The organism is Oscillatoria salina IIICB1, from assembly GCF_020144665.1.
Classification (GTDB): Bacteria; Cyanobacteriota; Cyanobacteriia; order Cyanobacteriales; family SIO1D9; genus IIICB1.
This window is the reverse complement of record NZ_JAAHBQ010000061.1, coordinates 1-26,072: the sequence shown is the minus strand read 5'-3', so window position 1 is coordinate 26,072 and position 26,072 is coordinate 1. Positions and strand designations below refer to the sequence as shown.

General features: G+C 40.5%; 27 protein-coding genes. 16 read left to right on the top strand and 11 right to left on the bottom strand.

Features of this window, described 5'->3' with window-relative positions:
• Window positions 1-70: 70 nt before the first annotated feature.
• On the bottom strand, window positions 71-2,896 hold the full coding sequence (locus G3T18_RS17895; RefSeq protein WP_224411944.1) for a PAS domain-containing protein: 2,826 nt from the start codon (window positions 2,894-2,896) through the stop codon (window positions 71-73).
• 203 nt (window positions 2,897-3,099) lie between these two features.
• Between G3T18_RS17895 and G3T18_RS17890 the strand changes: the two genes are divergently transcribed.
• From G3T18_RS17890 to G3T18_RS17865, 6 genes are all read left to right on the top strand, one after another.
• Window positions 3,100-3,693 carry a rhomboid family intramembrane serine protease gene (locus G3T18_RS17890; RefSeq protein WP_224411943.1) on the top strand — a complete coding sequence of 198 codons (594 nt, stop codon included), beginning with the start codon at window positions 3,100-3,102 and terminating at the stop codon, window positions 3,691-3,693.
• Between the two features lie 54 nt (window positions 3,694-3,747).
• Complete coding sequence (locus G3T18_RS17885; protein WP_224411942.1) at window positions 3,748-4,002, top strand: TIGR02450 family Trp-rich protein; 255 nt, start codon at window positions 3,748-3,750, stop codon at window positions 4,000-4,002.
• Between the two features lie 34 nt (window positions 4,003-4,036).
• Window positions 4,037-4,891: an ABC transporter ATP-binding protein gene (locus G3T18_RS17880; RefSeq protein WP_224411941.1), complete on the top strand. Its 855-nt coding sequence runs from the start codon at window positions 4,037-4,039 to the stop codon at window positions 4,889-4,891.
• Window positions 4,892-4,912: 21 nt separating this feature from the next.
• The gene (gene scpB / locus G3T18_RS17875; protein ID WP_224411940.1) at window positions 4,913-5,401 is read left to right on the top strand and encodes an SMC-Scp complex subunit ScpB; all 489 of its coding nucleotides are present in this window, start codon (window positions 4,913-4,915) and stop codon (window positions 5,399-5,401) included.
• Between the two features lie 84 nt (window positions 5,402-5,485).
• Window positions 5,486-5,806: a DUF760 domain-containing protein gene (locus G3T18_RS17870; protein WP_224411939.1), complete on the top strand. Its 321-nt coding sequence runs from the start codon at window positions 5,486-5,488 to the stop codon at window positions 5,804-5,806.
• Between the two features lie 500 nt (window positions 5,807-6,306).
• Window positions 6,307-7,119: a squalene/phytoene synthase family protein gene (locus tag G3T18_RS17865; RefSeq protein ID WP_224411938.1), complete on the top strand. Its 813-nt coding sequence runs from the start codon at window positions 6,307-6,309 to the stop codon at window positions 7,117-7,119.
• A 261-nt stretch (window positions 7,120-7,380) separates the two neighbouring features.
• Here the strand turns inward: G3T18_RS17865 and G3T18_RS17860 are convergent, their stop codons facing one another.
• Window positions 7,381-9,009: a cyclic peptide export ABC transporter gene (locus G3T18_RS17860; protein ID WP_224411937.1), complete on the bottom strand. Its 1,629-nt coding sequence runs from the start codon at window positions 9,007-9,009 to the stop codon at window positions 7,381-7,383.
• A 152-nt stretch (window positions 9,010-9,161) separates the two neighbouring features.
• Here G3T18_RS17860 and G3T18_RS17855 point away from each other — a divergent pair, with 152 nt between their 5' ends.
• The 3 genes from G3T18_RS17855 to G3T18_RS17845 all read left to right on the top strand — a co-directional run bounded on the left by G3T18_RS17855 (window position 9,162) and on the right by G3T18_RS17845 (window position 11,257).
• Window positions 9,162-10,124, top strand: a complete 963-nt coding sequence (locus tag G3T18_RS17855) for a glycosyltransferase (protein ID WP_224411936.1) — start codon at window positions 9,162-9,164, stop codon at window positions 10,122-10,124.
• 261 nt (window positions 10,125-10,385) lie between these two features.
• Window positions 10,386-10,619 (top strand): hypothetical protein, encoded by a 234-nt coding sequence (locus G3T18_RS17850; protein WP_224411935.1) that lies wholly within the window; start codon window positions 10,386-10,388, stop codon window positions 10,617-10,619.
• 125 nt (window positions 10,620-10,744) lie between these two features.
• A complete protein-coding gene (locus tag G3T18_RS17845; protein ID WP_224411934.1) occupies window positions 10,745-11,257 on the top strand; it encodes a dihydrofolate reductase family protein in 513 nt (170 codons plus the stop codon).
• A gap of 52 nt (window positions 11,258-11,309) precedes the next feature.
• On the opposite strand, the gene G3T18_RS17840 is transcribed toward G3T18_RS17845, so the two are convergent.
• The 3 genes from G3T18_RS17840 to G3T18_RS17830 all read right to left on the bottom strand — a co-directional run bounded on the left by G3T18_RS17840 (window position 11,310) and on the right by G3T18_RS17830 (window position 13,911).
• Window positions 11,310-11,840 carry a hypothetical protein gene (locus G3T18_RS17840; protein ID WP_224411933.1) on the bottom strand — a complete coding sequence of 177 codons (531 nt, stop codon included), beginning with the start codon at window positions 11,838-11,840 and terminating at the stop codon, window positions 11,310-11,312.
• Between the two features lie 298 nt (window positions 11,841-12,138).
• Complete coding sequence (locus G3T18_RS17835) at window positions 12,139-13,050, bottom strand: S1 RNA-binding domain-containing protein (RefSeq protein ID WP_224411932.1); 912 nt, start codon at window positions 13,048-13,050, stop codon at window positions 12,139-12,141.
• Between the two features lie 123 nt (window positions 13,051-13,173).
• Window positions 13,174-13,911, bottom strand: coding sequence for a dienelactone hydrolase family protein (locus tag G3T18_RS17830; protein ID WP_224411931.1), 738 nt, complete (start codon window positions 13,909-13,911; stop codon window positions 13,174-13,176).
• Window positions 13,912-14,362: 451 nt separating this feature from the next.
• Here G3T18_RS17830 and G3T18_RS17825 point away from each other — a divergent pair, with 451 nt between their 5' ends.
• From G3T18_RS17825 to G3T18_RS17815, 3 genes are all read left to right on the top strand, one after another.
• Window positions 14,363-15,346, top strand: a complete 984-nt coding sequence (locus tag G3T18_RS17825) for a GntR family transcriptional regulator (RefSeq protein ID WP_224411954.1) — start codon at window positions 14,363-14,365, stop codon at window positions 15,344-15,346.
• Between the two features lie 191 nt (window positions 15,347-15,537).
• Entirely contained in the window at window positions 15,538-16,206 is a 669-nt protein-coding gene (locus tag G3T18_RS17820; RefSeq protein WP_224411930.1) for a nitroreductase family protein, read from the top strand.
• Window positions 16,207-16,398: 192 nt separating this feature from the next.
• A complete protein-coding gene (locus G3T18_RS17815; protein WP_224411929.1) occupies window positions 16,399-16,776 on the top strand; it encodes a hypothetical protein in 378 nt (125 codons plus the stop codon).
• Between the two features lie 112 nt (window positions 16,777-16,888).
• Here G3T18_RS17815 and G3T18_RS17810 read toward each other — a convergent pair whose 3' ends face one another.
• The 4 genes from G3T18_RS17810 to G3T18_RS17795 form a co-directional block, all read right to left on the bottom strand.
• The gene (locus tag G3T18_RS17810) at window positions 16,889-18,196 is read right to left on the bottom strand and encodes a recombinase family protein (RefSeq protein ID WP_224411928.1); all 1,308 of its coding nucleotides are present in this window, start codon (window positions 18,194-18,196) and stop codon (window positions 16,889-16,891) included.
• Window positions 18,197-18,398: 202 nt separating this feature from the next.
• Window positions 18,399-18,770 (bottom strand): VOC family protein, encoded by a 372-nt coding sequence (locus tag G3T18_RS17805; protein WP_224411927.1) that lies wholly within the window; start codon window positions 18,768-18,770, stop codon window positions 18,399-18,401.
• A gap of 132 nt (window positions 18,771-18,902) precedes the next feature.
• Window positions 18,903-19,409, bottom strand: a complete 507-nt coding sequence (locus G3T18_RS17800) for a rhodanese-like domain-containing protein (RefSeq protein WP_224411926.1) — start codon at window positions 19,407-19,409, stop codon at window positions 18,903-18,905.
• Between the two features lie 212 nt (window positions 19,410-19,621).
• Entirely contained in the window at window positions 19,622-20,278 is a 657-nt protein-coding gene (locus G3T18_RS17795) for an L-threonylcarbamoyladenylate synthase (protein WP_224411925.1), read from the bottom strand.
• Between the two features lie 301 nt (window positions 20,279-20,579).
• On the opposite strand from G3T18_RS17795, the gene G3T18_RS17790 reads away from it, so the two are divergent.
• The 4 genes from G3T18_RS17790 to G3T18_RS17775 all read left to right on the top strand — a co-directional run bounded on the left by G3T18_RS17790 (window position 20,580) and on the right by G3T18_RS17775 (window position 25,079).
• Entirely contained in the window at window positions 20,580-21,881 is a 1,302-nt protein-coding gene (locus G3T18_RS17790; protein WP_224411924.1) for an ABC transporter substrate-binding protein, read from the top strand.
• Between the two features lie 54 nt (window positions 21,882-21,935).
• A complete protein-coding gene (locus G3T18_RS17785) occupies window positions 21,936-22,844 on the top strand; it encodes a carbohydrate ABC transporter permease (protein ID WP_224411923.1) in 909 nt (302 codons plus the stop codon).
• A gap of 259 nt (window positions 22,845-23,103) precedes the next feature.
• Complete coding sequence (locus G3T18_RS17780; RefSeq protein ID WP_263480485.1) at window positions 23,104-23,970, top strand: carbohydrate ABC transporter permease; 867 nt, start codon at window positions 23,104-23,106, stop codon at window positions 23,968-23,970.
• A gap of 41 nt (window positions 23,971-24,011) precedes the next feature.
• Window positions 24,012-25,079 carry an ABC transporter ATP-binding protein gene (locus tag G3T18_RS17775; RefSeq protein WP_224411922.1) on the top strand — a complete coding sequence of 356 codons (1,068 nt, stop codon included), beginning with the start codon at window positions 24,012-24,014 and terminating at the stop codon, window positions 25,077-25,079.
• Window positions 25,080-25,096: 17 nt separating this feature from the next.
• Here the strand turns inward: G3T18_RS17775 and G3T18_RS17770 are convergent, their stop codons facing one another.
• Together G3T18_RS17770 and G3T18_RS17765 are read right to left on the bottom strand one after the other, a co-directional pair.
• On the bottom strand, window positions 25,097-25,690 hold the full coding sequence (locus G3T18_RS17770; protein WP_224411921.1) for a hypothetical protein: 594 nt from the start codon (window positions 25,688-25,690) through the stop codon (window positions 25,097-25,099).
• A 119-nt stretch (window positions 25,691-25,809) separates the two neighbouring features.
• On the bottom strand, window positions 25,810-26,072 hold a 263-nt coding region (locus G3T18_RS17765; protein WP_224411920.1), incomplete at its 5' end, for a cupin domain-containing protein.

The following is a 26,072-nucleotide window of genomic DNA, read 5'->3' as shown; positions in this document are numbered from 1 at the left end:
AAATAAACAAGTAAATCATCTATAGCAATTCTCAATAAGTTAGAAATAAAGCTGTTTTTTGTGATTATTGTTAAGTACATTCCGGATGACGTAGAGGAATTTGGACGATAAACTCAGTCCCAACGCCTAAGTTAGATTTACAAGTGAGAGAACCGCCGTGGCGATCGACAATAATTGAATGAGAAATAGATAATCCTAAACCCGTACCTTTACCAATTGGTTTAGTGGTAAAGAAAGGATCGAATAACTGGGGAATTGCTTCTGGCGAAATTCCGGAACCATTATCAGCAATAGTAATTTTGACTATTTTGCGATCGATTACTTCGCTGCGAATGCGAATTGTTCCTCGATAAGAATTTCCGGATAGTTCTGAGTTCGTAAACGCTTCTTCGATCGCTTCGATCGCGTTTGCTAGTAAATTCATGAATACTTGATTAAGCGCTCCCGGATAACAATCTACTAACGGTAATTTACCATATTCCTTAATCACTTCAATTTTGGGACGGGAGCCGTGAGCTTTGAGACGATGTTGTAAAATTAATAGAGTTGAAGATAAACCTTCATGAATATCAGCCGGTTTGAGTTCTGCTTCATCGAGACGGCTGAAAGTACGCAAAGAACGAATGATTTCACAAATGCGATCGGTTCCTACCTGAATTGAATCAACGATATTTAATAAATCTTCTCGCAGAAATTCTAAGTCAATCTCCTCGATTTTGAGTTCAATATCTTCACCGGGATGGGGAAACTTCTGTTCGTAGAGTGCGACTAAATCTAGTAAATCTTGAGTATAGCCGCTCAAATGAGTAAGATTACCGTGAATAAAACTAACTGGGTTGTTGATTTCGTGGGCTAATCCGGCAACCATTTGTCCTAAACTAGACATTTTTTCTGCTTGGACAAGTTGCAGTTTTTTGCGACTGAGTTCGGATAGTGCTTTTTCTAATTGTACCGCTCTTTCCTTAGCACGATTGTAAAGTTTTGCTTGTTTGATCGCGATCGCGAGTCGATCTCGTACCCCTAACATCAACTCGATCTCACCTTCTGTCCAATTTCGTTGATTTTGATAGTTCCCAAAACTCAAAACCCCTAAATCTTCCTCTATTGTTTTGATTGGTAACAAAATCACCGAGCGACAGCCCCATTCTTCATAAAGCAAGCGAAAACCAGTTTCGCTACTAGCTGCTAAATTGTCTTCCCTAATTACTTCTAGTTGTAAAAGTCTTTCTACTAAGTTAAAATTCTCTAAACTATCAGGATATTCTCCAATAAAGCTAGGTAATTCCGGTTTTTTAGCTTCTTTAACTACCTCCCATGATGCCGGATTTCCTGGATGAAACCAGCTAAAAATACAGCGATCTACACCTAATTGTTTGTAAATTTCTTGCACTGCTGTAGTCAAGATTTGCTCTAAATCTAAAGACTGACGAATTTGATGAGAAAGCTGATTTAGTAATTCTTCTTGTTGGGCTTTTGTTTGTAATCTGGCTTGGCTTTGTTGTAGCGCTAACTCGGCTTGTTGGCGTTCGGTAATATCTTCATAAGTACCGAGAATGCCGATTACTTCGCCTTTTTCGTTGTGTAAAGGAACCTTATTTGTATCTAACCAAGCTTGTTTTCCATCTGCTTGTGTTTGGCACTCAATAATGTGATATAGCGGAGTATTTGACTCGATCGCGCGGCGATCGCATCGCTGATAAAATTCAGTTTCTTCTTTTTTCCAAGGTAGATCGTAATCAGTTTTGCCAACAATTTCTGCTGGGGACTGACAACCAGCATCAATAGCAAAACTTTGATTGCAACCTTGATAAACTAAGTTAGTATCTTTCCAGAAAATTGCTTGGGGAATATTATCCATCACCAACTGTAGCAGTTGATTAATTCGGCTTAATTCTTGGGTTCTTTCTGCAACTCTTTGTTCGAGTTTTTGATTGTTTTTTTGTAAATTTTCCTCAGCTTGCTTGCGTTCGGTAATATCTTCATAGGTACCGAGAATACCAATTACTTCACCTTCTCGATTGTTGAGGGGAATTTTACTGGTATCTACCCATGCTTGTTTATTCCCAGCTTGCAACTGTGGCTCAATGATGTGATATTCGGGGATTTTGGTGGAGATGATGCGGCGATCGTTCTCTCGATAACAGTCGGCTTCTGCTTTTGTCCAAGGTAAATCGTAATCGGTTTTACCGACAATTTCAGCTACAGATTTTAATCCAGCATCAAGAGCAAAAGTTTGATTGCAACCTTGATAAACTAAGTTTTTATCTTTCCAAAAAATAGCTTGGGGAATATTATCTATTACCAGTTGCAACATCTGCTGCGAATCTCTCAGTTTGTTTAAAACTGACATTCGCGATTGGGTTTCTAAACAGAGAGATACGACTAAACCTACAGAAATAACTAAATTTAAATCTTGACTTTGCCACTGTCTCGGCGTTGCTAATTTTTCAGTGCAAACTACTCCTACCAATTCTCCTTGATGAATAATTGGTGCGTCAAGAGTAGAAGCAATGTTTTGTGGTTGAAAATAATCTTCCCTAAACTCTTGGGTACTAGGATGATTGTTAACATCATCAGCAATTATGGCTTGTTCGGTTGCTAAAGCTTGGAAATAAATGGGGTAAGAAGCTACACTCAATTCCGTCCCTTGAGAATGACGATCTAAATTACTTTCGTACAAATCGCAGCAGCGAATTGAAGTTTTGGCTCGATTGTAGAACCAAATCCCCACTCGTTCGACTTCGAGAGTCGCGGCGACAATTTCGGTAGCGCGGGTACAAACTTGGATTAAATCGCCATTTTGCAGCCCAGGAATGGTAATAAGTTGAGAAAGCCCCTGATTATGACGCAGGAAGAGTTCTTGTTGCTGAATTTCTGCAAACCCTTGAAATTTCATAGGTAAGAAAAGAAGTGCGATCGCGTTAGCTTTGATGCTGATTCGACTTTAACAGTTGATAGACGAGATGCCTAGGTTGATATTGCGGATGTCTATCTGTTCAATGTAGACAATTTTCGCGATCGCGATCTAGCTACTTAGTAGGAATTTACTTTGTTACCTTGGAAATAAATCATGCTTTGACAATCCCAACAGGAGAAATTATGAGCAGTCAGCCAACTAAATCTTCCCTCGCTAGAGAACTGAAAACCCAAGCTACGATCCTTTCGGGAACTGTTGCTGTTTTCTGGATTACAGAAATTGTCGATCGCTTTGTTTTACAAGGTGGATTGGATCGCTTTGGAATTATACCGCGTCACGCGATCGGACTTCGAGGAATCTTGTTGGCACCTTTTCTACATGGCGATTTTGCCCATTTAATTGCCAATAGCTTACCATTTCTGGTTTTGGGTTGGTTCGTGATGTTGCAAGAAACGAGTGACTTTTTTGTTGTGACTATACTTTCAATGCTTATCGGTGGGTTGGGAGTTTGGCTATTTGGCGCACCAGGTTTTCATATTGGTGCGAGTGGGGTAATCTTTGGTTATCTGGGTTTTCTCCTCTTTAGAGGCTTATTTCAACGCAATATACCTTCGATTTTCTTGTCTGTCGTGGTGGGTTTTCTTTACGGTGGCTTGATTTGGGGCGTTTTACCTATCCAAGAGGGAATTTCTTGGGAAGGACATTTGTTTGGCTTTTTCGGTGGTGTAGTTGCGGCTTACTTGGTAGCGCGAGAGAAACGCTACTTCGGTCAGTAGTATGCTAGTTAGTGCCGCGATGGCTACGCCGACCTGGCGGTACGCCTCTTACCTATGCCGAAGAAACAAAAGTTCCCTCATCTCGTAGGTTCAAAATGGACAGCTTGTCAACAAACTTGGGGCTGGCGACATTTTGAAGTCGTTAACCGCAAAAATCAAGGTAAGTTTGTCTTTGCGGAAATGGTCGCTTCTTGCGATCCTCATGTCCGTTTTTGGCTGAATGCGAAACAACTTAAGGATCGTTCTCTTTGGTTAGCTGGTTGGAAAACTCTCGAAGAAATGAATCAAGATTCGGAGTCGATCAATTAGCGATCGCTTTTGCTATTTTTATCACTACCACACTATGACCAACATCGCTGTTTCTCTCGAAAATGTCCGCAAGGTTTACAATAAAGTTCCCGTTGTGGACGATCTCTCTTTCCATATCCCTGAAGGAGAAATGTTTGGTTTGTTGGGTCCCAATGGTGCGGGAAAATCAACGACAATTCGGATGCTGATTACTTTGACTAGACCGACTCAAGGTAACATTGAGGTGGCTGGTTTTGAGGTGAGTAGCTATCCGGCGCGAGTGAAGGAAAATATCGGTGTCGTTTTACAACAAACCAGCGTTGATGGGGATTTGACGGTTTGGGAAAATTTGGAGTTTCACGGACGAATGCACCATATTCCTAAGCTGCGACGACAAAAATTAATCGACCAATGGTTAGAATATGTCGAACTTAGCGATCGCCGTCAAGAGTTGGCGAAAAATCTCTCTGGGGGAATGAAACGCCGCTTACAAATCGCCAGGGCGTTATTACATCAACCGAAAGTCTTATTTTTGGATGAACCTACTGTGGGACTCGATCCCCAAAACCGCCGTCGTCTCTGGGAAATTATTCGCGATCTCAATCGTCAGGGAATGACGATTTTGTTAACTACCCACTACATGGAAGAAGTAGAATTCTTGTGCGATCGCATTGGGGTGATGAATACTGGTAAACTAATCGAACTGGGTACTCTGCCCGAATTGCGTTCTAAGTATGGAGAAGGATTAGTGGTTAAACAAGTTGCCGATCGTCTTGAAGGACGGTTTTTCCCAACTCTGGCTGATGCTAATGCTTATCTTGACTCGTTACCTGATAAAACCGGAATGATGAGTCGTCCCTCTAATCTCGAAGATATTTTCGTCGAACTTACTGGACGCAAGTTAGATTAAAGATCTCAGCATCTATTTTCCATGCGATTAGCCACCAAACTCGAAGCCATTCTCTATCTTAAAGGTAAACCACTTTCTGTAGCTGAAATTGCTGCTTGGGCGGGCTGCGATCGCACTGCCGCCCTCGATGCTTTGTTAGAATTAATCGAGGACTATGCTCGTCGGGATAGCGCCCTTGAAGTCGTGGAAACTCCCGCCGGCTACAGTCTTCAGTTGCGTTCTTCTTTTCAAGCGTTGTTACAAAATCTCGTTCCCGCAGAATTAGGAACTGGCGCATTGCGTACTTTAGCCGCGATCGCTCTTAAAGGTAAAATTTTACAAACGGAGTTGATCGATTTACGCGGTAGCAGTGCTTATCAGCAAGTTCAAGAATTGGTCGAACTTGGTTTTGTCCGCAAACGCCGTCAAGAAGAAGGTCGCTCTTATTGGTTAGAATTAACTGATAAGTTTTACCAGTATTTTGAGGTCGATCGACTTTCTCAAGTCCTCCCTCGGGTAAAACAATCCTAACCAAAAATTTATCCTTTTCTTGGCACCAAATTACTTTGGTAGTTTAGAGTAGTAGGTAAGCAAGTTTAACTCTCGCTCGTCATAATGATTTTTGACCCAGATTTCCGAAATTCCGAAGCTAAAGAAAAAGAAGCTAACCCGCTTTGGGAATATCTTCAACAGCAAAGCCCAGAAATATTAGAACAAGTTGCACAGTCGGCTACTCCTAATATTAGGGAAATTATCGCCCAAAATGTCGAGGGATTAGTCGGTGGTTTGCCTGCGGGTGACTTTCAAGTCCAAATTGCTACCGATCGCGAAAATTTGGCTAATCTCCTCGCTTCCGCTATGATGACAGGCTATTTTTTGCGGAAAATGGAACAGCGTATGGAATTAGATGAAACTTTGAGCGATCCTGATTTTTGATTTAATATCTTCCTTTTCGTCGTTTCTTAAGAGGAATAGATGATTTTGTTGGTTTTTAGCTTGACAATTCAATAAAAATGTGGTATGGGGATTGTTGTAGAGACGTTGCATGCAACGTCTCTACAATTAGTAAATGCGGGTAAACGATCGCCAATTGAGCGCGGCTAGATTAGCCACCCTTAGCAAAAGTAAACATGACCGCTACCGAGAGCAACAGCCCAGGACTGAGTAACAGCACTAACATTAAAAAATCATGTTGAGTCATAATAACTACCAGAAGAGGATAACTTCTTTTTTAGGGTAGCCGAAAGCGATCGCCAAATCTCAAGATAACATAGCTCTAGATTATTGATTTTCGCTCAAGGATAGGGCGGAGCTACCCAATCTTGGCTTTGGTTAGTTTTCCTCCCACACCCACACCCTTCGATTTGAGATCGGTGGTAGATAAGGCGAGGGACATACTATGCTATTACACAAGTTTTGTGTGAGGAGCGAAATCGATGAATTTGCGAGAAGAGGCATTAGGAATGCTAGAAAAAACGAGTAGAACTTTCTACATTCCGATTAATCGTTTACCCTCTATTCTCCAGGATGCAGTAGCATCAGCTTATCTTTGTATGCGGGCGATCGATGAAATTGAAGATAGTCCGAAAATCACTAACGCTACTAAAGCACAATTGTTACGCCAGGTTAGCCTGAATTTACAAGCCGCAGTAGATAACTTTAGTGTCGAAGCTTTTGGTACAGGTTTAGACTCTAACTCAGATGAACTTGAAGAAGTTACCCTGCGGATTGGAGAATGGGCAAAACTCGCTCCTGTGGCTGTTGCACCGCGCATTTGGGATGCTACCGCAGCAATGGCGGATCGCATGGCTTATTGGGCTGATAATAACTGGGATATTCGCTCAGAAGCAGATTTAGACCGCTATACTTTTGGTGTTGCAGGAGCGGTAGGATTGCTTTTATCGGATCTCTGGGCTTGGTATGATGGCACTCAAACGAACCGCAATCACGCCCTTGGTTTTGGCAGAGGTTTACAAGCAGTCAATATTTTACGCAACCATAGAGAAGATTTAGAGCGAGGTGTAGACTTTTTCCCTGACGGTTGGAGTGCGGATTTGGTAGAAGAGTATGCTCGTCGCAATCTCGCTTTTGCTGATGCTTATACTAATGCTTTACCTGTAGGTCCGGCTTTAGATTTTTGCAAAATACCACTGACTTTAGCTTATGGAACTTTGAATGCGATGGCAATTGGTCAAGAAAAATTGAGTCGCAGCGAAGTTTTGTCTCTGATTGATGAGGTGATGGCTTAAGATTGGTGATTGGGGATTGGTGATTGGGGATTGGGGACTGGGGATTGGGAAATAGCAGTAAACTGTTATCAGTCTCCCCCCTCTTCCTTGTTTCCCCCCTCTTCCTTGTCTCCCCCTCTCCCCCCTCTTCCCCCTCTTCCCAATCCCTACTCATAACTGGTAAATGCAGGTACGTGGTAACAGATTACTGGTGTCAAGACGTTGCATACAACGTCTGGTACATACCTCAATCTCCAATTCCTAGTCCCCAATCCCTAATCCCTAATTCCCAATCACCTTATCGTAGAGGATTTTGCCGTATTCTAGTTTAATCAAACGAGATGCAACCGAAAAGTAGCGATCGTCGTGGGCGATCGCGATTACTGTTTTACCCTGTTGTTGTAGCCTAGGTAGTAATTCGGTGTAAAAAATTTCTTTGAAAATCGGATCTTGATCTGCTGCCCATTCATCAAATAAATAAATGGGGCGATCTTCGAGATAAGCTGTTAATAAGGCTAATCGTTTTCGTTGTCCTTGAGATAAAGCGGTAGTAGAAAGTTTTCCTTGCTCGATCTTGACTTTGCGATCGAGTTGTAGTTGTTTCAGGTATGCTTGGGCTTTTGCTTCGAGATTTGGTTGGCTAAATCCTAGCAGTCTGTCAAACAAGTAAAAATCACTGAAAATGACGGTAAAATGCTGGCGATACCATTCTCGGTTATGAGAGTCGATCTTGTTTGCGTCTAATTGAATTATGCCTGTATCGGGAAGGTAAAGCCCGGTGAGGAGTTTGGCAAATGTAGACTTGCCGCTACCGTTACCGCCGATAATAAAAATAAGTTCTCCTGGTGTTAGTTTCAGGTTTAAAGGACCGAGAGTAAAGTTGGTATCTTCTGATTCGCTGTAATAAGTATAGGTGACATCTTTTAGCTCTAGGAAATGCCAAGTGTGGTTAATTTGGCTGAGTTGGTTATTTGCTGCTGTTTCAGCGCTACTAGCTAAAGATAAATTTAAAGCTTCGATTTTCTCCAAAGCAATACTCGCTTTGGTAATTAATGGTAATTTGTTGACGATATTTTCGAGCGGTCCGATAATAAAGGTAAACGTCAAAACGTAGGCGGAAAGAATTTGTAAGTCGATTGTAAAATAATGAGGAAGGGCGAATAAGACAATTCCGATCGCAAAAAAGAAGATTGATTTACCCCAACTATCATTGGTAGCAAATAAAGTTAAACCACGCACGTAATCGCGACGACATTCAGCCGCAGTTGCTTCTAAATCTTGCTGGAAAAAGTCTTGACGGCGATCGCTGTGTAGTTTAAGTTCTTTAATACCTGCGGTAATCGTTTGGAAGTGTTGAAAAAGGCGATCGCGATGTTGACGCGCTTGAGCAAGTAATTTTCTCCCTCGTTTGAGTAAAATTCCCGCAGTAGCGATCGCGAATCCTGATAAAAAGGTAATAATCGCCATTACTTGCCACGATAACCAGGTAATATAAACCAAACAGCCAACGACGATCGCCACATTGATACACAAAAACGGTAGCACGTAAACCGCATCAGAAATTACTTGCACATCTTCTGTCAAAGTTGCCAAGAGTCGTGGCGAACCGAGTCGTTCGAGATGAGATAATTCAGAAGCGAGAATCTGACGACTCAGCCGTAACTGAAGCTGATAAATCGCATCCTGAGAGAGACGAATTAGTAAAACACGAGTAATAATACTAGAAAGCAAAGCGGCGATCGCCAAACCTGCAAAACCCCAAGCTAGAGACACAGAAGGAGTAGTCTTACCTACAGCTTGACTCATCAGCGCAATTAAAGCCGCACTACTACCCCCACTCAAGAAACCAGTAGCGATCGCGATCGCTACCATTTGCCAAGAAGAACCCAGTAGCAAGTAAATTAGAGTCATAGTGAGTAATTACGCAAAACTAGACGTAAAATGTCTTTGGTGAGCATCAGGTGACGAGATCCGCCCCAAGCGATAAATACTCTCCAATCTACCCTATTTTGGGTTTATTTGCGCCCAACTACTTAACTACTACTAAGAAAAAGGAGTCTTTGATGGATCGGTTAAGCAAAAAAACAATCCCTAGCTTACCCAGTTTCTCAATGATTTTAGAAACGGAAAATTTAGCCAATGCGGATCTCAATGGATTAGCGAAATCTTTAGCATCCCTAGCCCAGCAAACTATCTCACCTCAACTTGCTAATGAAGTCATTTTAATCGATAGTGGTGACACTCCAACTAACTTACTTGAAAACGTACAAATCGAGTATCCTTGGCTAAAAATTCATTCCGCACCTTTAGAAATTGATTACTACAAAGCGAAAATTTTCGGTGCAGAAATAGCTACCGGAGAAATACTGGTTTATTGTGACTCTGACTGTATCTATGAAACCCATTGGTTAGAAAATCTCCTCACACCCTTTACCCAAGAAAACATTCAGATAGTTGCAGGAGAAACCAAAACCAGAGGAAAAAAAATCTACGGTACAGCAATGGCTCTAGCATACATCTTTCCCAACTATTCTGACGAGGAGCAACTTCGCGAAACTACTCAATATTTCCTCAACAATGTTGCTTTCCGACGCAAATTTTTCCTGAAAAACCCTATTCCGACGCAATTACCTTTATATCGAGGAAACTGCGCTATCCACGCTTACAACTTGCGTAGTCTTGGTTATCAGATTTGGAGACAACCCCAAGCAAGAGCAACCCACGCACCTCCCTTTGGATTATCTCACTTTTTCTGGCGCTTTTTACTAATCGGACACGATTACTACTGGCAAAAAAAGCTTTTAGGAGAAAAAATCGCGGAAAATGACCCGATTTCTGGATTGCAGGGGAAATTAGCTGTATTTGACAACCGAGTTGGTAAACTATTTGCAGAGGAGCGCGATCGTTTGTTTTATTTACCTTTCGCTATCCCGATTATTCTTGCTGCTTTATTGCTCATTTTCCTCGGTTATCTCATCACTTACTTTCAGCCTAAATTCTTACTCTCAGTTTACAATTCTGCGTAGAGATGAATTTTACAATTATTAGTGAAATTACTAATATTGAAATTATTGCAGTTAGCACTAGATAATCTTGTGTAGAGACGTTGCATGCAACGTCTCTACAGGTATGCGTTTATAGCATTGCTTTGGGTGAATGGTATTAAAAGGAGTAGTTACAATTCGCCTTGATAATGCTAGGATTAGAGTTGCTGAATTACACTGGTATGAAGCTCATGGAATTGGTAAAAAAGAGATAAAACGTAAATTTTATTTGGATTAAAAACCATGAATTATTTCAAATCTGAAGCTCAATTTGCAGTTTGTATTAATAATCAAAACTATCCTGCTTCTTGGGAATTAGATAAAATTGATGTGGTTTTAAATGATGAAGAAGCCACCAAAGATGGCGATCTAAGAATAGTTGATGAAAGTGGAGAAGATTATCTTTATCCTGCGGCTTATTTTGTAATAATTGAATTACCGAAAGTTGTTCAAGATTCTGTTTTAGCTATTGCTTAATTAAGTTATTATTAGAAATTGTTTGTAATTATTTCAATGTTCGTAGTGAGGGCTAAAGCCCTCCTAAAATAATAACTAAAATCAACTATCATTCAGTAATTATAGCTCCTATCAATAACAAAGATATGCCAAAAATTATTTTATTCATTGCTTCCAGCTTAGATGGATATATTGCAAGAAAATCTGGCGAAGTAGATTGGTTGTTTATCGATGAAGATTATGGATATAATGATTTCTTTGCTCAAATTGATACAGTATTGATGGGAAATAAAACCTATCAGCAAATCCTTGATTTTGGTGAATATCCTTATCAAGGAAAACAAGGCTTTGTTTTTTCTAATACTAATGCGGGGAAAAAAGACCAAAATGTAGAATTTATTCAAGCTAGTGTAGAATTTGTTAATAATCTCCGTCAAAAAAGCAAAGGTGACATTTGGTTAGTTGGAGTTGCAGAAATAATTTACTATTTTCTTAAGCATAATTTGCTAGATAGATTGATTCTTTCAATACATCCAATTATCCTCGGAGATGGTATTCCTCTAATTATTAAAGATACGAGTATCGAGACAAAACTTGAGTTGAAAAATGTCAAAAATTATGAGTCTGGTTTGTTACAACTTACTTACGATTTACATTGAAAACTAAGTTTTTAGTAAGTGCTAAATTCTTCCTTAAAAATCGCGATCGCGTTTAGATTTCAAATGCAGTTAATACCTCTCGCATCGAAAAAGCAAAACGAGAAACTTCATTAAATGTAATAGTTCCTTTTACACCCAGAAAAGGTTTCATAAACTCTGTCTGAGAATTAACTACAGTCACGAGCAAATTATGAATAATATATTTTGTTTTGCTAACAATTGTAGTTTTTGATTGAATTTCGATTTGTAGAGTACCATTCTCCAAAATCAGAGTAGACTTTTCTGAATCTTGATTTACTTCCGTTTCTGAAAAATCAAAATGCTTTTCTATTTGATTAACCAAATTCCACAATTGTTTTAGAGTGAAATTATTCAATAATTCAAAATTATTAGAACGCGATCTAATTATTAATTTTACCTTAAAAACGAGTTGATTTTCGCTCATCATGGGAAGTGAAGTTAGACCAAAAACAAGCTGATATCCATCCGCTACAAGACTATAATATTTTACTCCTATTTCTTGGTAAGATGATAAATCAGAGGGAAAATACGAAATTCTTCTAGCTTTCAAGAGATGGTTCATTTCCTGTATTCCTTAATGAACTAAATCTAAAAGCTTTTTTGCTTCCTGTTTATTAATTCCTATTTTCTCTTCAAAATCAATTATTTTGATTCCATTACAAGCTTCGCTGAGTAAGTTATTAAATAGACTAATTTCCAAACCAGAAAAACTAATTTCAATCTCAGTTTCACCAGACTGCTTAATATCCTCAACAATAGTTAAAAGTAGTAGCTTTATTTTAATTTTAAAATTAAATTGCGACTTGTTTTAAGTAAAAGATAACCTAGAGACGTTGCACGCAACGCCTCTACAAAATAAACTATGACTCAGCTAACTTTTCCCTAGCTTTCTCAGCGCGTTCCTCAGCCGTAGACATGACTAAATTCATGTTATCTAACATTTCGCCGGGATGCTCTTCTAAAATCTTAGTTGAGAGCGAAATACGATTATTCCATTCGTCGATTTCGACAATCATAACTTGAATAGTTTGACCGATCTCGAACAACATATCCAAAGAGTCTAAACGCTTGCTACTGACTTCTTTAACGTGCAATAAACCAGTAACACCATTAAGATCGATAAATGCACCATAAGGCTTGATGTTAACTACTTTACCCTCCATCAATGCGCCTTTCTCTAGTTTACCGATCGCGGCTGCACGCGCAGCTTCCCGTTGCGACAAAACCAGTTTATTATTTTCTTGGTTGACTTCCAAGAAAGTCGCAGTCAGGGGTTGACCGACCAGAGAATCAAGATTATCCTGTTCAATGAGATGCGATCGCGGAATAAATCCTCGGATTCCATTTACTTCTCCGGTAACACCACCTCGGTTTGTTCCGGTAACGCGCATCTGCACTGATTTTCCTTCGGTTTGCATTTCTGCTAACTCTTCCCAAGCTTGCTTAATTGCCAATTGACGACAAGAAAGCAACACTTGACCGTCAGCATTTTGTTCGCGAATAATTAGAAATTCTATTTCTTCATTTTCCGGTAATACTTCAGCTAAATTGGTATGAGTCACCTGTTCTAAAGCTGCTTCTCTGAGAGGAACAAAACCCGGAGACTTACCACCGATATCTACATAAGCTCCTTCAGAACCATAGGCAGATACTTTACCCCGTACTACCTGTCCTTTCTGAAAATTATAATCGTAATTTCCTAAAGCTTTGTCAAAATCTTCTAAAGAAAAGGATGCTGTCGGTTCTTGAGGATGAGTTGAGTTTGAAGTCATGAGATTGGTTATTGGAAAAAATGATGGGTTTTTCGCCACTTGGGAACACTGAGAGCAAGGTTAAATTATGCTATTTTCCATGCTCTCATTTACTACTGTAGGCTGGCTAAGGAAAAGCGTCACCTACGATTTAAGTTCTCGATTAAATAAATCTAGCACTTGCTGCCACGCATCTGCTGCTGCGGTTTCATTGTAGCTGCTGCGGCGATCGCAGAAAAAGCCGTGATCTGCGTTTTCATAACGAAATACTTGGTGCGGAATGTCGTGTTTCTCTAATTCTGCTTCGATTTGGTCTACCTGTTCTTTTGGGATGCTAGCATCTTCGTTACCGAAAAAGGTGTAAATTTTTCCAGTAATATCTTTCGTGCGAGTAATAGTAGGTTCACCACCACCAGGTGTCATGGTCGCAATTCCAGCACCGTAAAATGAAGCTGTCGCTTGAATAGCTGGTAAAGTAGCAGCGAGATAGGTAACATGACCCCCAAAGCAAAAACCAATGCTACCAACCTTATTTTGCTTGAACTGAGGCAAAGTTTTCAGATAAGCGATCGCACCTTCGACATCGCTAAGTAATTCCGCAGCTTTCGTCATTGCCTTATATTCTTTACCGATTTTCAAATCCTCGGCAGTATAACCAACTTCAAAACCAGGTGCAAAACGATGATAAATTGCTGGAGCGATCGCCATATATCCTTCTTTGGCTAACCTATTAGTTACATCGCGAATATGTTCGTTAACCCCGAAAATTTCTTGAATCACCACCACACCAGGAAACTTACCTTCTCCTGACGGAATCGCCAAATATGCGTCAATCTCGGTATCGCCACTTTGAACCTTAACCCAATCTGTCTTAATTTCCATCTTGCCATCATTCGTTCGCTTCTTTTCGATTTTAGGAGATTGGGGGATTGGGGATTAGGGATTAGGGATTAGGGATTAGGGAGACAAGGAGTATAAACTGATAACTGATAACTGATAACTGTTCACTGAACCCAGTCCCCAGTCCCCAATCACCAGTCCCCAATCACCAGTCCCCAATCACCAATCACCAGTCCCCAATCACCAGTCCCCAATCACCAGTCCCCAGTCCCCAGTCCCCAGTCCCCAGTCCCCAATCACCAGTCCCCAGTCCCCAGTCCCCAATCACCAGTCCCCAGTCCCCAGTCCCCAATCACCAGTCCCCAATCACCAGTCCCCAATCACCAATCACCAGTCCCCAATCCCCAGTCCCCTCCCTCCCTGTTAAAATGTCGCTATCGGCAGCAAAACTCTGACAATTATGGATATAGACTCCTCCATCAACGCTGGTAAGATGGTACAGTTTAACATTCAACCAGACAGCGAAATTCCCGCCTCAAAGCAGTTATTCGACCAAATTCAGTTTGCGATCGCCTCGCGGCAATATCCTCCCGGTCATCGCTTACCGAGTACCCGTCAATTGGCGATGATTACTGGCTTACACCGCAATACAATTAGCAAAGTTTACCGACTACTCGAAGAAACTGGATTGGTTGAGTCTCAAGCAGGATCGGGTATATATGTTAAGGCACAAGGTCACGAAGGTGGAACACAAGTTAGTTCTCAACTACAAAATGCTTACCCTGAAGCCCAAAGACTGGTACAAAAAAGTCTTGATGACCTTTTAGCTAGAGGATGCACTCTCACTCAAGCAAGAGAGTTATTTCTCTCAGAAATTGATTGGCGCTTGCGTTGTAGTGCGCGAGTATTAGTAACTGTTCCTACGAGAGATTTAGGTGCTGGCGAGCTAATGGTGCAAGAATTAGAGAAATCCCTTGGTATTCCGGTGCAATTGGTACCAATGGAAGAATTGAGTAAAATTCTTGACCAAACTCATTCGGGTACAGTTGTTACCAGTCGTTATTTTATCGGTCAAGCAGAAGCTCTCGCTGCACCGAAGTCAGTTCGAGTGATTCCGGTAGATATCTATGACTATGGTAAAGAATTAGCAATTGTTAAAGACTTACCAAAAAACAGTATCCTCGGTATTGTGAGTTTGAGTGATGGCATTTTGAAAGTAGCAGAAATCCTCGTTCACAGCTTGCGCGGCGATGATTTACTTGTCATGACAGCCCAAGTTAGCGATATGTACAAACTTAATGCTTTGGTCAGGTCTGCTCAAACGATTATCTGCGACCAAGCGAGTTATGCGATCGTTAAACAAGGAATTCAAACTGCTAAAGAAGATCTTATCCGTCCCCCAGAGGTTATTTGTAGCGAAAATTATATCGGTAGTAAATCAATCAATCTACTCAAACGCGAACTTGGCTTAGGTTAACGATCTTATCCAAAGATTAGTTACTCTCAGTTAAGCCTAGAGAAGCTGAAAAAATCAATCCTGGGATGAATATCCCGATGTCCCTAATTTCAGCTAGGGTAGATTAAACCGAGACAAGCAATTTTTTGGCTGAAAGAAACTTAAAACTTATTGGCTAGATAGTTTCACAAATAATGAATAAGGAGTAAAAAATGCCCGTAGAAATTCGTCCCTCGATGGGGTTACAAGATGCGATTAAACAGCGTCGCGCTGCGAGAGCTTTTCATAGTAATGCGATTCCAGATGCTTTGTTAGAAGAAATTTTAACTTTAGGCGTTCGCGCTCCTTCGGGCTTTAATTTACAACCTTGGCGCTTTATTGTGGTTAGGGAACAAGAAAATAAAGATAAACTTAAGGCTTGTGCTTTCGATCAACAACAGGTAGGACAAGCACCTGTAATTTTAATTTGTTGTGGTGACAGAAAGGCTGCTTCTCAAGAAAATATTGAGGCTGTAATTGAATTAGGAACCGATCTGGAAGCAATTAATGATAAATACGCTGATTATATGCGTAATTCGATTCCTTCCTTCTTTGAAAATATGCCTAGTTTTGGTTCTCAAGAAGCTTGGACAAATCGCCATACAATGATTGCGGTTGCTCATATTATGATTGCGGCAAAAAGTTTTGGTGTTGATAGTTGTCCGATGGAAGGATTTGTTGCTACACAAGTGAAAGCAGCTTTTAATATTCCTGAAGATGTGGATGTTTGCTGTTTGTTAGCTTTGGGTTTTGCGAAAGAACCTTTTAAAGAATATGGCGGACGTTTCGCTTTAGATAAAGTTTATTTTGGAGAAAGTTACGGGGATAAATTCATAATTTAGCTTGTTTCTTACTTTCTAGACTCTGCCTTTTTACCTGGTTGACTTTCTCGGCGGAGCTTCTAGAAAGTATTCCTCTCTACAAAAAATAAAATAGCTAAATTGTGATGATTACTGACGAGAGAAAAAATTTGGATTATCCTGGCATTTAGGTGTAAGTTTAAGCGTAAAATCAACTAGAGGAATTAGTCTAAGATGAGAAAGCTATTTATCTATGTTTTAACTGTCTTTGCCTCAGTTTTTTCAGTACAGCAAGCTAAATCTTTGCCGTTACCTAACATTAATAAAAGTGAGCCTTATCGAGATTTAAGAAGTGAATTGATCGATCTGGGATGGCAACCTCTTACTTTCCCACCTGGAAATGAGTTTGATTCGGTCAGGAATGATATAATGCGCTTAGAAGGATGGCGTGAAGTAGAAGCTTGTTCTGGAACTGGTTTGGGTTTTTGTTTGTTTGTATTTGATGACGGTGAGGGGAATCGATTGAGTATTACTACTGTTAATAATAGTTCTGGGTTTCCAGTTTCAAAACGTCATCTAATTTGGGGTTGGAGATATGAACCAGTAAATTGATATCAAGTTGTATCCAGAGATAGTATCCTTGTAAGATTAAATGAAAAAGAAGTTGTATCTAGATATTTCATTCAGTTTTGATTTTTCCAGTGATTCTAGATTCTAGATTTTCTTAGAAAATAAATTTTAATTGTAGTTGCCAATCGCTATTTTTGGGGCGAATTAATTCGATTTGTTGAATGAATTCTCGGAAGTAAAATCGCCTTTCTGCTTCGGATAAATCTAACCAAAATTGAGGTATAGATACGGCTTGGGCGATCGCCTGAAGATTGACGGGGGGAAGTTGGGCAATTTGCGATCGCCTTTCGGCAATCTCGGTGCGTAGTTTATATTTGCGTAGTTGACTGGTTTCTGTGTCGAGAATTCCCTGTTTTTCTAAGTCGGGTAATTGAGTTAAAATGGCTTGTTTCTCGGCGATTTCGGCTAAAAGCGCGCTTTTAATTCCTTCCATGTCGGGCATATTCCTCACGCTGACTGCTCTCGGTAAATCTTGACAAATACGCTCAATTGTGCTATCCAAAACTTGTTGATAAGGAATGGCTTTACATTTAGGCTGTAAAGGACAGGCGATCGGACGCAAATATACATATTCTTGTTTTTTGTCGCGTCTGGTAACTTTTGTTACCGTCATCGGTGACTGACACTCAGTACAAACCACTAAACCAGCTAAACTGCGCGGGGCGGAGGCTGTTTTTGGTGGTAAGCGTCGATTACGGCGTAACAAGCGATCGATTTGTGCTGCTTCTTCCCTGGTAATAATTCCGATATGGGTATCAGAAATTACTTCGCCATTTTTATAAGCTAAATCACCTCGATACACGGGATTACTCAACCAACGCCGCCCTGTAGACACAGAGATTTTTTTGGCGTATTTTTTCTCTAGATAGCGTACCGCTCCCCGTAATGAGCCATAAAGTAAAAAGCGATCGAAAAAATCTTTTACCACAGGGGCGGTACTTTTGTCAACAATATAACGATCTTTCCCACGTCGATAGCCGTAGGGAGCCTTACCAGGAGGAGGTAACGCTGCAAGGCGATTGCGGGCGTGTCCTTGACGCAGATGACGACTGCGTTGATTATCCTGAATTTCCGCTAGTAATTTGCGTAGATTTGCCCTAACAGAGGCAGAATCGCTGAATTGAGAGGAAATATAAGGTTGTTCAGTGGCGATAATATTAACTCCGAGGGCTTCAATTTCAGCGACAGTTTCGTTGATTTGTGCAGTCGAGTCTCCGAGTTCGTCCAAACGTCGAATTAACAAATAAACTGGCGGTTCAGCTTGACAATCTGCTAGCAGTCGTTGTAAAGAAATTCGCTTACCCAAATCTTGATAAACTCGATCTACATCTACACCCCAAACTGTGGGGTCAGATGCAGATTCCAGCAACGGATCGCTGTAGAGATAAGCAATAATTTTCATAGTTAAAGTGGGATTGGGGATTAGGGATTAGGGATTAGGGATTGGGGATTGGGAATAAGGGAGAGGGGGAGGATAAACTGATAACTGATAACTGTTCACTGAACCCAGTCCCCAGTCCCCAGTCCCCAATCACCAGTCCCCAATCACCAGTCCCCAGTCCCCAGTCCCCAGTCCCTAGTCCCCAATCCCTAGTCCCCAGTCCCTAGTCCCCCCGCATTTCGGCAATTTCGATGATATTACGATCGGGGTCTTGAGTAAACAAAGCCGCACGACCGGAAGCACTCATTTGAAAGGGATATCCGTTAGTTTCGAGACGCTGTTTAGCTTCGTCGAGGTTGTCCACAGCAAAAGCAAAATGAGGATTACGACCCCATTTTTGAGTATTTGTTAACTCGCGTTGGTAGTCAGGGTGAACGATGAGGTGAATTTGGAAATTACCAACTTGATACCAAGCACCAGGATATTTTAGCGATCGCTCAATTTTCGACAATCCTAAAATCTGCGTGTAGAATTGCTCTGCTTTCTCTAAATCTGAAACCAAAACTGCTCCATGAAGACATTGATTAATCTGCATTTTTGTTTCACCTAGATTCCGCGATAATCGCTGCTTAATTATATCCTTCTTCAGCAAGTAAATACCAACAAAAAAGGGCAGCCCTAGTTAAGGCTGCCCTTGGGGGATAATTAGAAATTAAACTTTCCAAGCTTATAGAACCGGATTATGGTGTTTGCTTTTCTTCTCGCCATGTTCTTTGAGGCGATCAAAGACATTATAAGCTCCTTTGCTGACAACTTTTTCTCCTTGTTCGGAGCGACCGTCTACACGACCGCTAACATTTCTCCAAGTTGCTAATCCACCTTGGATTCCAGCAACTTCAGTAAATCCAGCTTCGCGCAACTGGGCGGCTGCTTGAGAACTTTGCTCGTCAGATTCGCCGTAAACGTAGATTTGGCGAGTTGGCTGAATACTTGCTTGTGCGCGTTCTACCAATTCAGCTATTGGCATTGGTAACGCACCCTGAATGTGAGCTTCGTTGAAAGTTTCGCGATCGCGCACATCAATAATTGTAAACCCTGGCTCGCCCCACTCCAGACGCTCAATAATTGTTTGAGGACTAGACATTGGCTTTTCCATTTCCTGTTTACCAGGAACAGCTTCATTTAAGCCAATATTATCTTTTGCTTGTAAAATTCCTTCTTCTACTGTACTCATAAAAGAGTTTTCCTCGTTGACTTCATTTGCCATTGAACAACTTAAATAGATTCTGTTTCTCCTTCTTGAGGGAGATAGCTACTATATATCTTTCTTTAGATATAAATTTGATTTTCTGCTGCTACTTTTTTTCTACCTCTAGGAGTTGCATTTCACAGCAGAAAAACTTTAAACCCAATTAAGTTCTTTACTTGGCAAAATACCACCAAAATTTATTTCATTAAGTGAGAAGGAAGAATAATTTCTGGCAGAATTGGTCGAAGATCGTCCACTGAAATTGGTCCATACTTCAGAATTGTTGGCACTTCAACAGTAAAATCTACCAACGTTCCACTCCTACCATACTTACTTCTACCACCATCGACAATCAAAGGAACCTTGCCATCATAAACACTAGCTGCTACTTCAAATGTAGTTACTTTGATAATTTCTGAAGACACACTCGCTGACGCGCAAGCCATTGGAAAAGGTACAGCCTCTACTAAATCGTAAATAAATCGATCGGGACAGAGAATTAACAAGTTATTAAAACCACCTGTTAACTCGTCAATAATATGCTTTTGCTTACGCATAATCATCGTAACTGGATAAGGAAATTCTGCCATCATTCGTTTGGAAGCTGGCGTAACTACTGCTACTTCCTCAGCTTTTTCTTTCGTACTAAAAATCCCTAAAGGTGATGGCATATCCCATTCTTTTAATGACCTAAGTTTTGTCACCGCTTCTGGGTTGAAAGCATGAGCAACAAACGCATAAGTATTATCCGTTGGCAAGATAATTACTTCACCTGCTTCTAGCAAGCGGATAATTTCTGGAACTAAATCTAAGCTTTTTTTCGCTGTTACTGTTTGTTTATATTTTGTCGGCATTGTATAAGTTAATACATTTTTTTTCCGTTAAAGGGTTTATAATCAAAAACTAGTCAATAAACTACCTCCTCAAGATAGAAGTAAATAAGCAAATTGTGTGATAGATACCACAAAATGGCAAATTAGCAAAAGAATTCCGTTACCCGATCGATTGCCCCAGTAATTGTTAAGCAAACTTAACTTATTTTGCATTTGTTTAAAATGCACGGTTGTATTTATGGATCGATGACGAAATTAAGTTACTACTAAACTAAAATAGTTAAGCAAGTTACAAATAAAGTCTAAAAATACAACTCGAAAAATGTTTATCGCTTGGCAGCTAGAGAAACTAAAACGAAAGCTGCAAAAAATCAAACTAACTCGTTTTTTGCTGTTAGTGGTTACTTCTTTTTTAGCAGTGCAATTCTTAATTTTGCCTGGACTAACTCAACAAGTAGTAACAGTAAAAATCTTAATTCAAGCCTTGGAAGCAACTCAGTGGGAACCCCTTGTTGAAGAGTTTAATAGCCAGCATGAAAATATCAACCTCGAACTGGTTAAAGCCCCTAACGATAGTAACATTATCGAAGATTTATATAGTTCGGCTTTTTTGTTAGGAGATTCACCCTACGATCTCGTTTATATGGATATTGTTTGGGTGCAAAAATTTGCTGCTGCTGGTTGGTTAGAGAGTCTCGACGATCGAGTTAGTCAAGCAACCTTAGCAGAATATTTTCCCGGTGATGTCAACGGCGGGCGCTATCAAGGAAAATTGTATCGAATGCCGTTGCGATCCGATGTGGGAATGCTTTATTATCGCCAGGATTTGTTAAATCAAGGCGGATATCAACCACCAGAAACTTTCACCGATTTAGTCGAAATTTCCCAAGCATTACAACAAGAAACAAATGTTGATTGGGGTTATGTTTGGCAAGGTAAGCAATATGAAGGTTTATCGGCGATGTTTGTCGAAATTCTTGAAGGTTTCGGTGGCTATTGGGTAAACCCAGAAACTTTAGAAGTGGGATTAGATCGGCCAGAAGCAATCGAAGCAGTGGAGTTTTTGCGCAGCGCGATCGCGTCGGGAATTTCACCTCCAGGAGTAACTACCTATGCTGAAGAAGAAACCCGTCGTTTCTTTCAAAATGGTAACGCTATTTTCTTGCGTAATTGGCCCTATGTTGTTCCCTTAGCTGAAGATTCAGAAATTGGGGGTAAATTTGCGATTAAAGCTATGCCTCACCTTCCTGGCGAAAATAGCGGCGCTTGTTTGGGTGGATGGGGTTTAGGTATTGCTAAAACTTCGCCTCATCCCGATGCAGCTTGGTCAGTAATTGAATATTTCAATCAAGTTGATACGCAACGAAAATTATTGTTAATTACTGGCTTTGTTCCCTCCAGAAAATCATTATTTACTGACCCAGTATTAGTGGCAAAATATGAGTATTATCCCGAATTATTAGAAATAGCACAAAAGTCAATCTTGCGTCCCCCGATCGCACAATACGCCCAAGTCTCCGATATCCTACAACGCTATCTCAGTGGGGCTTTGACGGATAGAATGGATGCCTCCTCAGCAATGGAAGCAGCAGCTTCGGAAACTCGCCGATTACTAGCAAGATAGATTTTTTCAGCATCGATCGCATACCCGGAGTTACCAATAATTTATTAATAAATAATGAAACAAGATCTAATTAGAGCTAGAGAAAAAAAAATCGGTTGGTTGCTAATATTTCCTGCTTTATTAATCTTAGCACTCGTTTTTGCTTATCCCATTGTCCGGGCTTTTTGGTTGAGTTTCTTTACCCAAAATTTAGGTACAGAATTGCAATCGGAATTTTCGGGATTGGCGAATTATTTACGCTTGTTGGGAGATGGTCGTTTTTGGCAAACTATGTGGAATACAAGCGTATTTACAGTTTGCTCAATCGTGCTAGAGTTAATCTTAGGAATGGCGATCGCATTAGTGCTAGATAAGTCTTTTCGCGGGAGGGGTTTAGTACGCACTGCGGCGTTAATTCCTTGGGCATTACCAACGGCGGTAATGGGGCTAGCTTGGGCGTGGATTTTTAATGACCAATTTGGGGTTGTTAATGATATTTTACGCGGTTGGGGATTGATTGATACTGGTATTACTTGGTTAGGCGATCCCGCACGAGCTATGTTAGCTTTAATTATTGCTGATGTCTGGAAAACAACGCCGTTTATTGCTATTCTCCTTTTAGCAGGTTTACAGTCAATTTCTGGCGATTTGTACGAAGCTCATTCGATTGATGGGGCAACACCTGTTCAGAGTTTTTTACAAATTACTTTACCGCTATTAACTCCCCAAATAATTATTGCTTTGTTGTTCCGTTTTGCTCAATCATTCGGCATTTTTGACTTAGTACAAGTGATGACGGGAGGAGGTCCGGCGGGTGCAACGGAAACGGTTTCAATTTATATTTATGCTACCGTGAGACGCTATCTTGACTTCGGTTATGGTGCAGCTTTGGTAGTTGTAACGTTTTGCTTATTAATTTTAGCAGTGGCGATCGCTGCTTTCTTCCTTTCCAAATTTCGCCTTAATGTCACAGGAGACAGTTAGCAGTGACCAGTTATCAGTGAACAGTGACCAGTTATCAGTGAACAGTTATCAGTGAACAGTTATCAGTGAACAGTTATCAGTTACCAGTTACCAGTTACCAGTAAACAGTTATCAGTAAACAGTTTATCTCCCAATTCCTCCAAGTCCTCCCCCTCTCCCTTGTCTCCCTTGTCTCCCCCCTCCTCCAATTCCTCCTTGTCTCCAATCTCTACTGATAACTGATAACTGAAATCTCCAATAACTAACTACCAAAATAACTATGAACAATCAACTAACTAATACACAAAAAAGCACTGCTGTCAACTATCAAAAAATACTTCTTTGGATCGGCATTACACTTATCCTAATATTTTGCCTTGCGCCCGTACTTTGGCAATTACTTACTTCCTTTAAAATTAACGACGCGATCGCTGCTGTTCCCAACGTTTATTTCCCAAATCCAAATCAATTAACTTTGTCCCATTATACCAGTTTGGGTTGGGGTTTCAGTCGCTATGTTTTCAATAGTGCATTTGTTTCTTTTACTTCAACTTTACTTTGTTTAGCTGTTGGTGCGCCTGCTGCTTATAGTTTAGCTCGTTTAAACATTCCTGGCGAAAAAATTATTTTAACTATTGTCTTAATTGTCACTTTGTTTCCTTACGTTCTGCTTTTCCTAGGCTTACTAGAAGTCGTTAAATTTCTTGGCTGGGGGAATAATTATTTAGCTTTAATTGTTCCTTACACAGCAATCAACTTACCTTTAACAATTTTAGTGTTACGCAGCTTTTTTCAACAGTTACCAAAAGATTTAGAAGATTCAGCAAAAGTAGATGGTTATAACACGATTCAAATGTTGCTAAAAATTGTTCTCCCAATGACGGTTCCCGCAATGATTACCACAGGAATTCTTACCTTTATTTTTGCCTGGAATGAGTTTATTTTTGCCCTCACTTTTATTACTCGCGATAGCATGAAAACTATTCCTGTTGCAGTTGCACAAATTGGTGGTTCATCGGTGTTTGAAATTCCTTATGGACCGATCGCGGCGGCAACAGTTATTGGTACATTACCTTTAGTATTGCTAGTGCTTTTCTTTCAGCGTCGTATTGTTCAAGGTATCACGGCTGGGGCAGTTAAAGGTTAAAAAAGATTTTACCTAACAACTACTATCTCAATTTTAAAATTATGGCAAAACTTGAATTACAAAACTTACGCAAGCAATTTGCACCGAATGTTATTCCGGTTAAAGATATTAGTATTAATGTGGAAAAGGGGGAGTTTCTCACCTTACTTGGTCCTTCGGGATGCGGGAAGTCAACATTGCTACGTTTGATTGCTGGTTTAGAACAACCAACTCAGGGAAATGTAGTTATTGGTGGAACTAATGTTAATAGCGTAGCACCTGGCGATCGCAACATTGCAATGGTTTTCCAAAGTTACGCGCTTTATCCTCACATGACGGTAGCAGAAAATATTTCTACGTCGCTGAGGTTGCGTAAAATACCGAAAGAAGAGATTAAACTGCGAGTTAGTAATGTGGCTAATACTTTAGGATTATCTCCTTTATTAAATCGGAAACCACGCCAATTGTCAGGGGGACAACGCCAAAGAGTTGCCCTCGCGCGGGCTTTAGTCAGGGAACCAGATGTATTTTTACTCGACGAACCTTTAAGTAATTTAGATGCTTTGTTGCGGGAACAAGTACGGGCTGAATTAAAACAGTTATTTAACTCACAAAAAAAGCCAGTAGTTTATGTTACTCACGACCAAACTGAGGCGATGACTTTATCGAGTAAAATAGCGGTTTTGTATGATGGTTTGCTGCAACAACTTGATTCGCCTAGTCAGATTTATACTTATCCAGCTAATCAATTTGTGGCGGGTTTTGTGGGTAGTCCGCAAATGAATTTACTTACGCTTAATTGTCAAAAAGATTGCGCTATTTTAGGCGATTATCGAATTCCTCTGCCTAATTTTTCTCCTTCTCCTTCACAAGTGGTTTTAGGTATTCGTCCCGAAGATGTGCGTATTGCCGAAGCAGAAGACGAACAGATAATTGCAGGGGAAATATTTTTAGTGGAAGATTTTGGGAAGGAGAAGTTATTAAGCGTGCGAGTTGATGGTTCAACTGATAAGACAATACGGGCGATTTTACCTGCGGATTGCGATTGGGGCGGAGAACAAATTAAACTAGCTTTACCGAGTAAAAAAATTCATTGGTTTGAGATTGAATCTGGCGATCGCTTAAATTAATTTACGGAGAAAGCTAATTAATGGAGATCCTCCTGCCAAATGCCGATGTAAATGCGATCGCTATCGTCTCGTTCGATTGTTCCTTCTAATTTGTTGAGGGTAAACGAGTAGCTATTTTCCTGACGCAGCCAAACTTGTTGCAATCCTGCCTCGATCTCCTTATTGAGGTTACAACCCAACATATTATCTAACGTTTTTAAGACCGTCTTCAACTGGACAGAAGTAGCAAAAGATGCTTCTGTTTGCCGCAAAACTTGGGTATCCTTGTCGAAGAGAAAACCGAGACTGACGCGATCGGGTACTAAATAATAGATTACCGCGATCGTGTTGGGCCAATACCCGGAAAGAACTTTTGCGGGAACGCCAAACATTTGTTCGACTTGACTTTTTTCTACGCCAGGAGGAAAACCGGGAATGCCAAAGCCGAGAGGTAACTCTTGACAAGAAGGTTCGTAAAATGTCGGTTCAAAAAGCTGGCTGGGAAATTCCAATGGCAGTATAGCTTTGCTTGAGTTGACAAAGCTGACTGAAGAAAACTTTGAGTTGTAGAGAAGCACTTCGGTACTTCCGAGAAAAAGAAAAGAAATTATAAACGCATTAATAAGCAGCATTAATAATTAAGCAAAAAAGGCTGCCAGAGAGTGATGGTTTTACTGACCTTTCGGGGTAAGGTTATTTTACTTCTACAAATATAATCCTTTTTTTTCCGATTTTTGTTGTAGTTAATTTATCATTCATAGACAGTTTCGTCTTCTTGGCGCCAAGCTGGATCGACAATACAAATAAAGATAAGCGGTTCGTCTCCACAATTGTGAATAAACTGCTTTGCATTTGGGGGAATATAAATTGCATCCCCAGGTTCGACAAATTCCGTTTCGCCGTCGATGTGCATTTCCCCTTTTCCTGTGAGGATATAATAAACTTCGGAAGTTGTCAGTGAATGGGGTTGAGATGTTTCTCCCACGGGAACGATCGCGCGAGCTAAACTATAAC

Excerpts from the sequence above, each read along its gene's own strand:
- G3T18_RS17895 (WP_224411944.1), bottom strand. The coding sequence starts at position 2,896 with ATGAAATTTCAAGGGTTTGCAGAAATTCAGCAACAAGAACTCTTCCTG.
- G3T18_RS17890 (WP_224411943.1), top strand. The coding sequence starts at position 3,100 with ATGAGCAGTCAGCCAACTAAATCTTCCCTCGCTAGAGAACTGAAAACC.
- G3T18_RS17885 (WP_224411942.1), top strand. The coding sequence starts at position 3,748 with ATGCCGAAGAAACAAAAGTTCCCTCATCTCGTAGGTTCAAAATGGACA.
- G3T18_RS17880 (WP_224411941.1), top strand. The coding sequence starts at position 4,037 with ATGACCAACATCGCTGTTTCTCTCGAAAATGTCCGCAAGGTTTACAAT.
- scpB (WP_224411940.1), top strand. The coding sequence starts at position 4,913 with ATGCGATTAGCCACCAAACTCGAAGCCATTCTCTATCTTAAAGGTAAA.
- G3T18_RS17870 (WP_224411939.1), top strand. The coding sequence starts at position 5,486 with ATGATTTTTGACCCAGATTTCCGAAATTCCGAAGCTAAAGAAAAAGAA.
- G3T18_RS17865 (WP_224411938.1), top strand. The coding sequence starts at position 6,307 with ATGAATTTGCGAGAAGAGGCATTAGGAATGCTAGAAAAAACGAGTAGA.
- G3T18_RS17860 (WP_224411937.1), bottom strand. The coding sequence starts at position 9,009 with ATGACTCTAATTTACTTGCTACTGGGTTCTTCTTGGCAAATGGTAGCG.
- G3T18_RS17855 (WP_224411936.1), top strand. The coding sequence starts at position 9,162 with ATGGATCGGTTAAGCAAAAAAACAATCCCTAGCTTACCCAGTTTCTCA.
- G3T18_RS17850 (WP_224411935.1), top strand. The coding sequence starts at position 10,386 with ATGAATTATTTCAAATCTGAAGCTCAATTTGCAGTTTGTATTAATAAT.
- G3T18_RS17845 (WP_224411934.1), top strand. The coding sequence starts at position 10,745 with ATGCCAAAAATTATTTTATTCATTGCTTCCAGCTTAGATGGATATATT.
- G3T18_RS17840 (WP_224411933.1), bottom strand. The coding sequence starts at position 11,840 with ATGAACCATCTCTTGAAAGCTAGAAGAATTTCGTATTTTCCCTCTGAT.
- G3T18_RS17835 (WP_224411932.1), bottom strand. The coding sequence starts at position 13,050 with ATGACTTCAAACTCAACTCATCCTCAAGAACCGACAGCATCCTTTTCT.
- G3T18_RS17830 (WP_224411931.1), bottom strand. The coding sequence starts at position 13,911 with ATGGAAATTAAGACAGATTGGGTTAAGGTTCAAAGTGGCGATACCGAG.
- G3T18_RS17825 (WP_224411954.1), top strand. The coding sequence starts at position 14,363 with ATGGTACAGTTTAACATTCAACCAGACAGCGAAATTCCCGCCTCAAAG.
- G3T18_RS17820 (WP_224411930.1), top strand. The coding sequence starts at position 15,538 with ATGCCCGTAGAAATTCGTCCCTCGATGGGGTTACAAGATGCGATTAAA.
- G3T18_RS17815 (WP_224411929.1), top strand. The coding sequence starts at position 16,399 with ATGAGAAAGCTATTTATCTATGTTTTAACTGTCTTTGCCTCAGTTTTT.
- G3T18_RS17810 (WP_224411928.1), bottom strand. The coding sequence starts at position 18,196 with ATGAAAATTATTGCTTATCTCTACAGCGATCCGTTGCTGGAATCTGCA.
- G3T18_RS17805 (WP_224411927.1), bottom strand. The coding sequence starts at position 18,770 with ATGCAGATTAATCAATGTCTTCATGGAGCAGTTTTGGTTTCAGATTTA.
- G3T18_RS17800 (WP_224411926.1), bottom strand. The coding sequence starts at position 19,409 with ATGAGTACAGTAGAAGAAGGAATTTTACAAGCAAAAGATAATATTGGC.
- G3T18_RS17795 (WP_224411925.1), bottom strand. The coding sequence starts at position 20,278 with ATGCCGACAAAATATAAACAAACAGTAACAGCGAAAAAAAGCTTAGAT.
- G3T18_RS17790 (WP_224411924.1), top strand. The coding sequence starts at position 20,580 with ATGTTTATCGCTTGGCAGCTAGAGAAACTAAAACGAAAGCTGCAAAAA.
- G3T18_RS17785 (WP_224411923.1), top strand. The coding sequence starts at position 21,936 with ATGAAACAAGATCTAATTAGAGCTAGAGAAAAAAAAATCGGTTGGTTG.
- G3T18_RS17780 (WP_263480485.1), top strand. The coding sequence starts at position 23,104 with ATGAACAATCAACTAACTAATACACAAAAAAGCACTGCTGTCAACTAT.
- G3T18_RS17775 (WP_224411922.1), top strand. The coding sequence starts at position 24,012 with ATGGCAAAACTTGAATTACAAAACTTACGCAAGCAATTTGCACCGAAT.
- G3T18_RS17770 (WP_224411921.1), bottom strand. The coding sequence starts at position 25,690 with ATGCTGCTTATTAATGCGTTTATAATTTCTTTTCTTTTTCTCGGAAGT.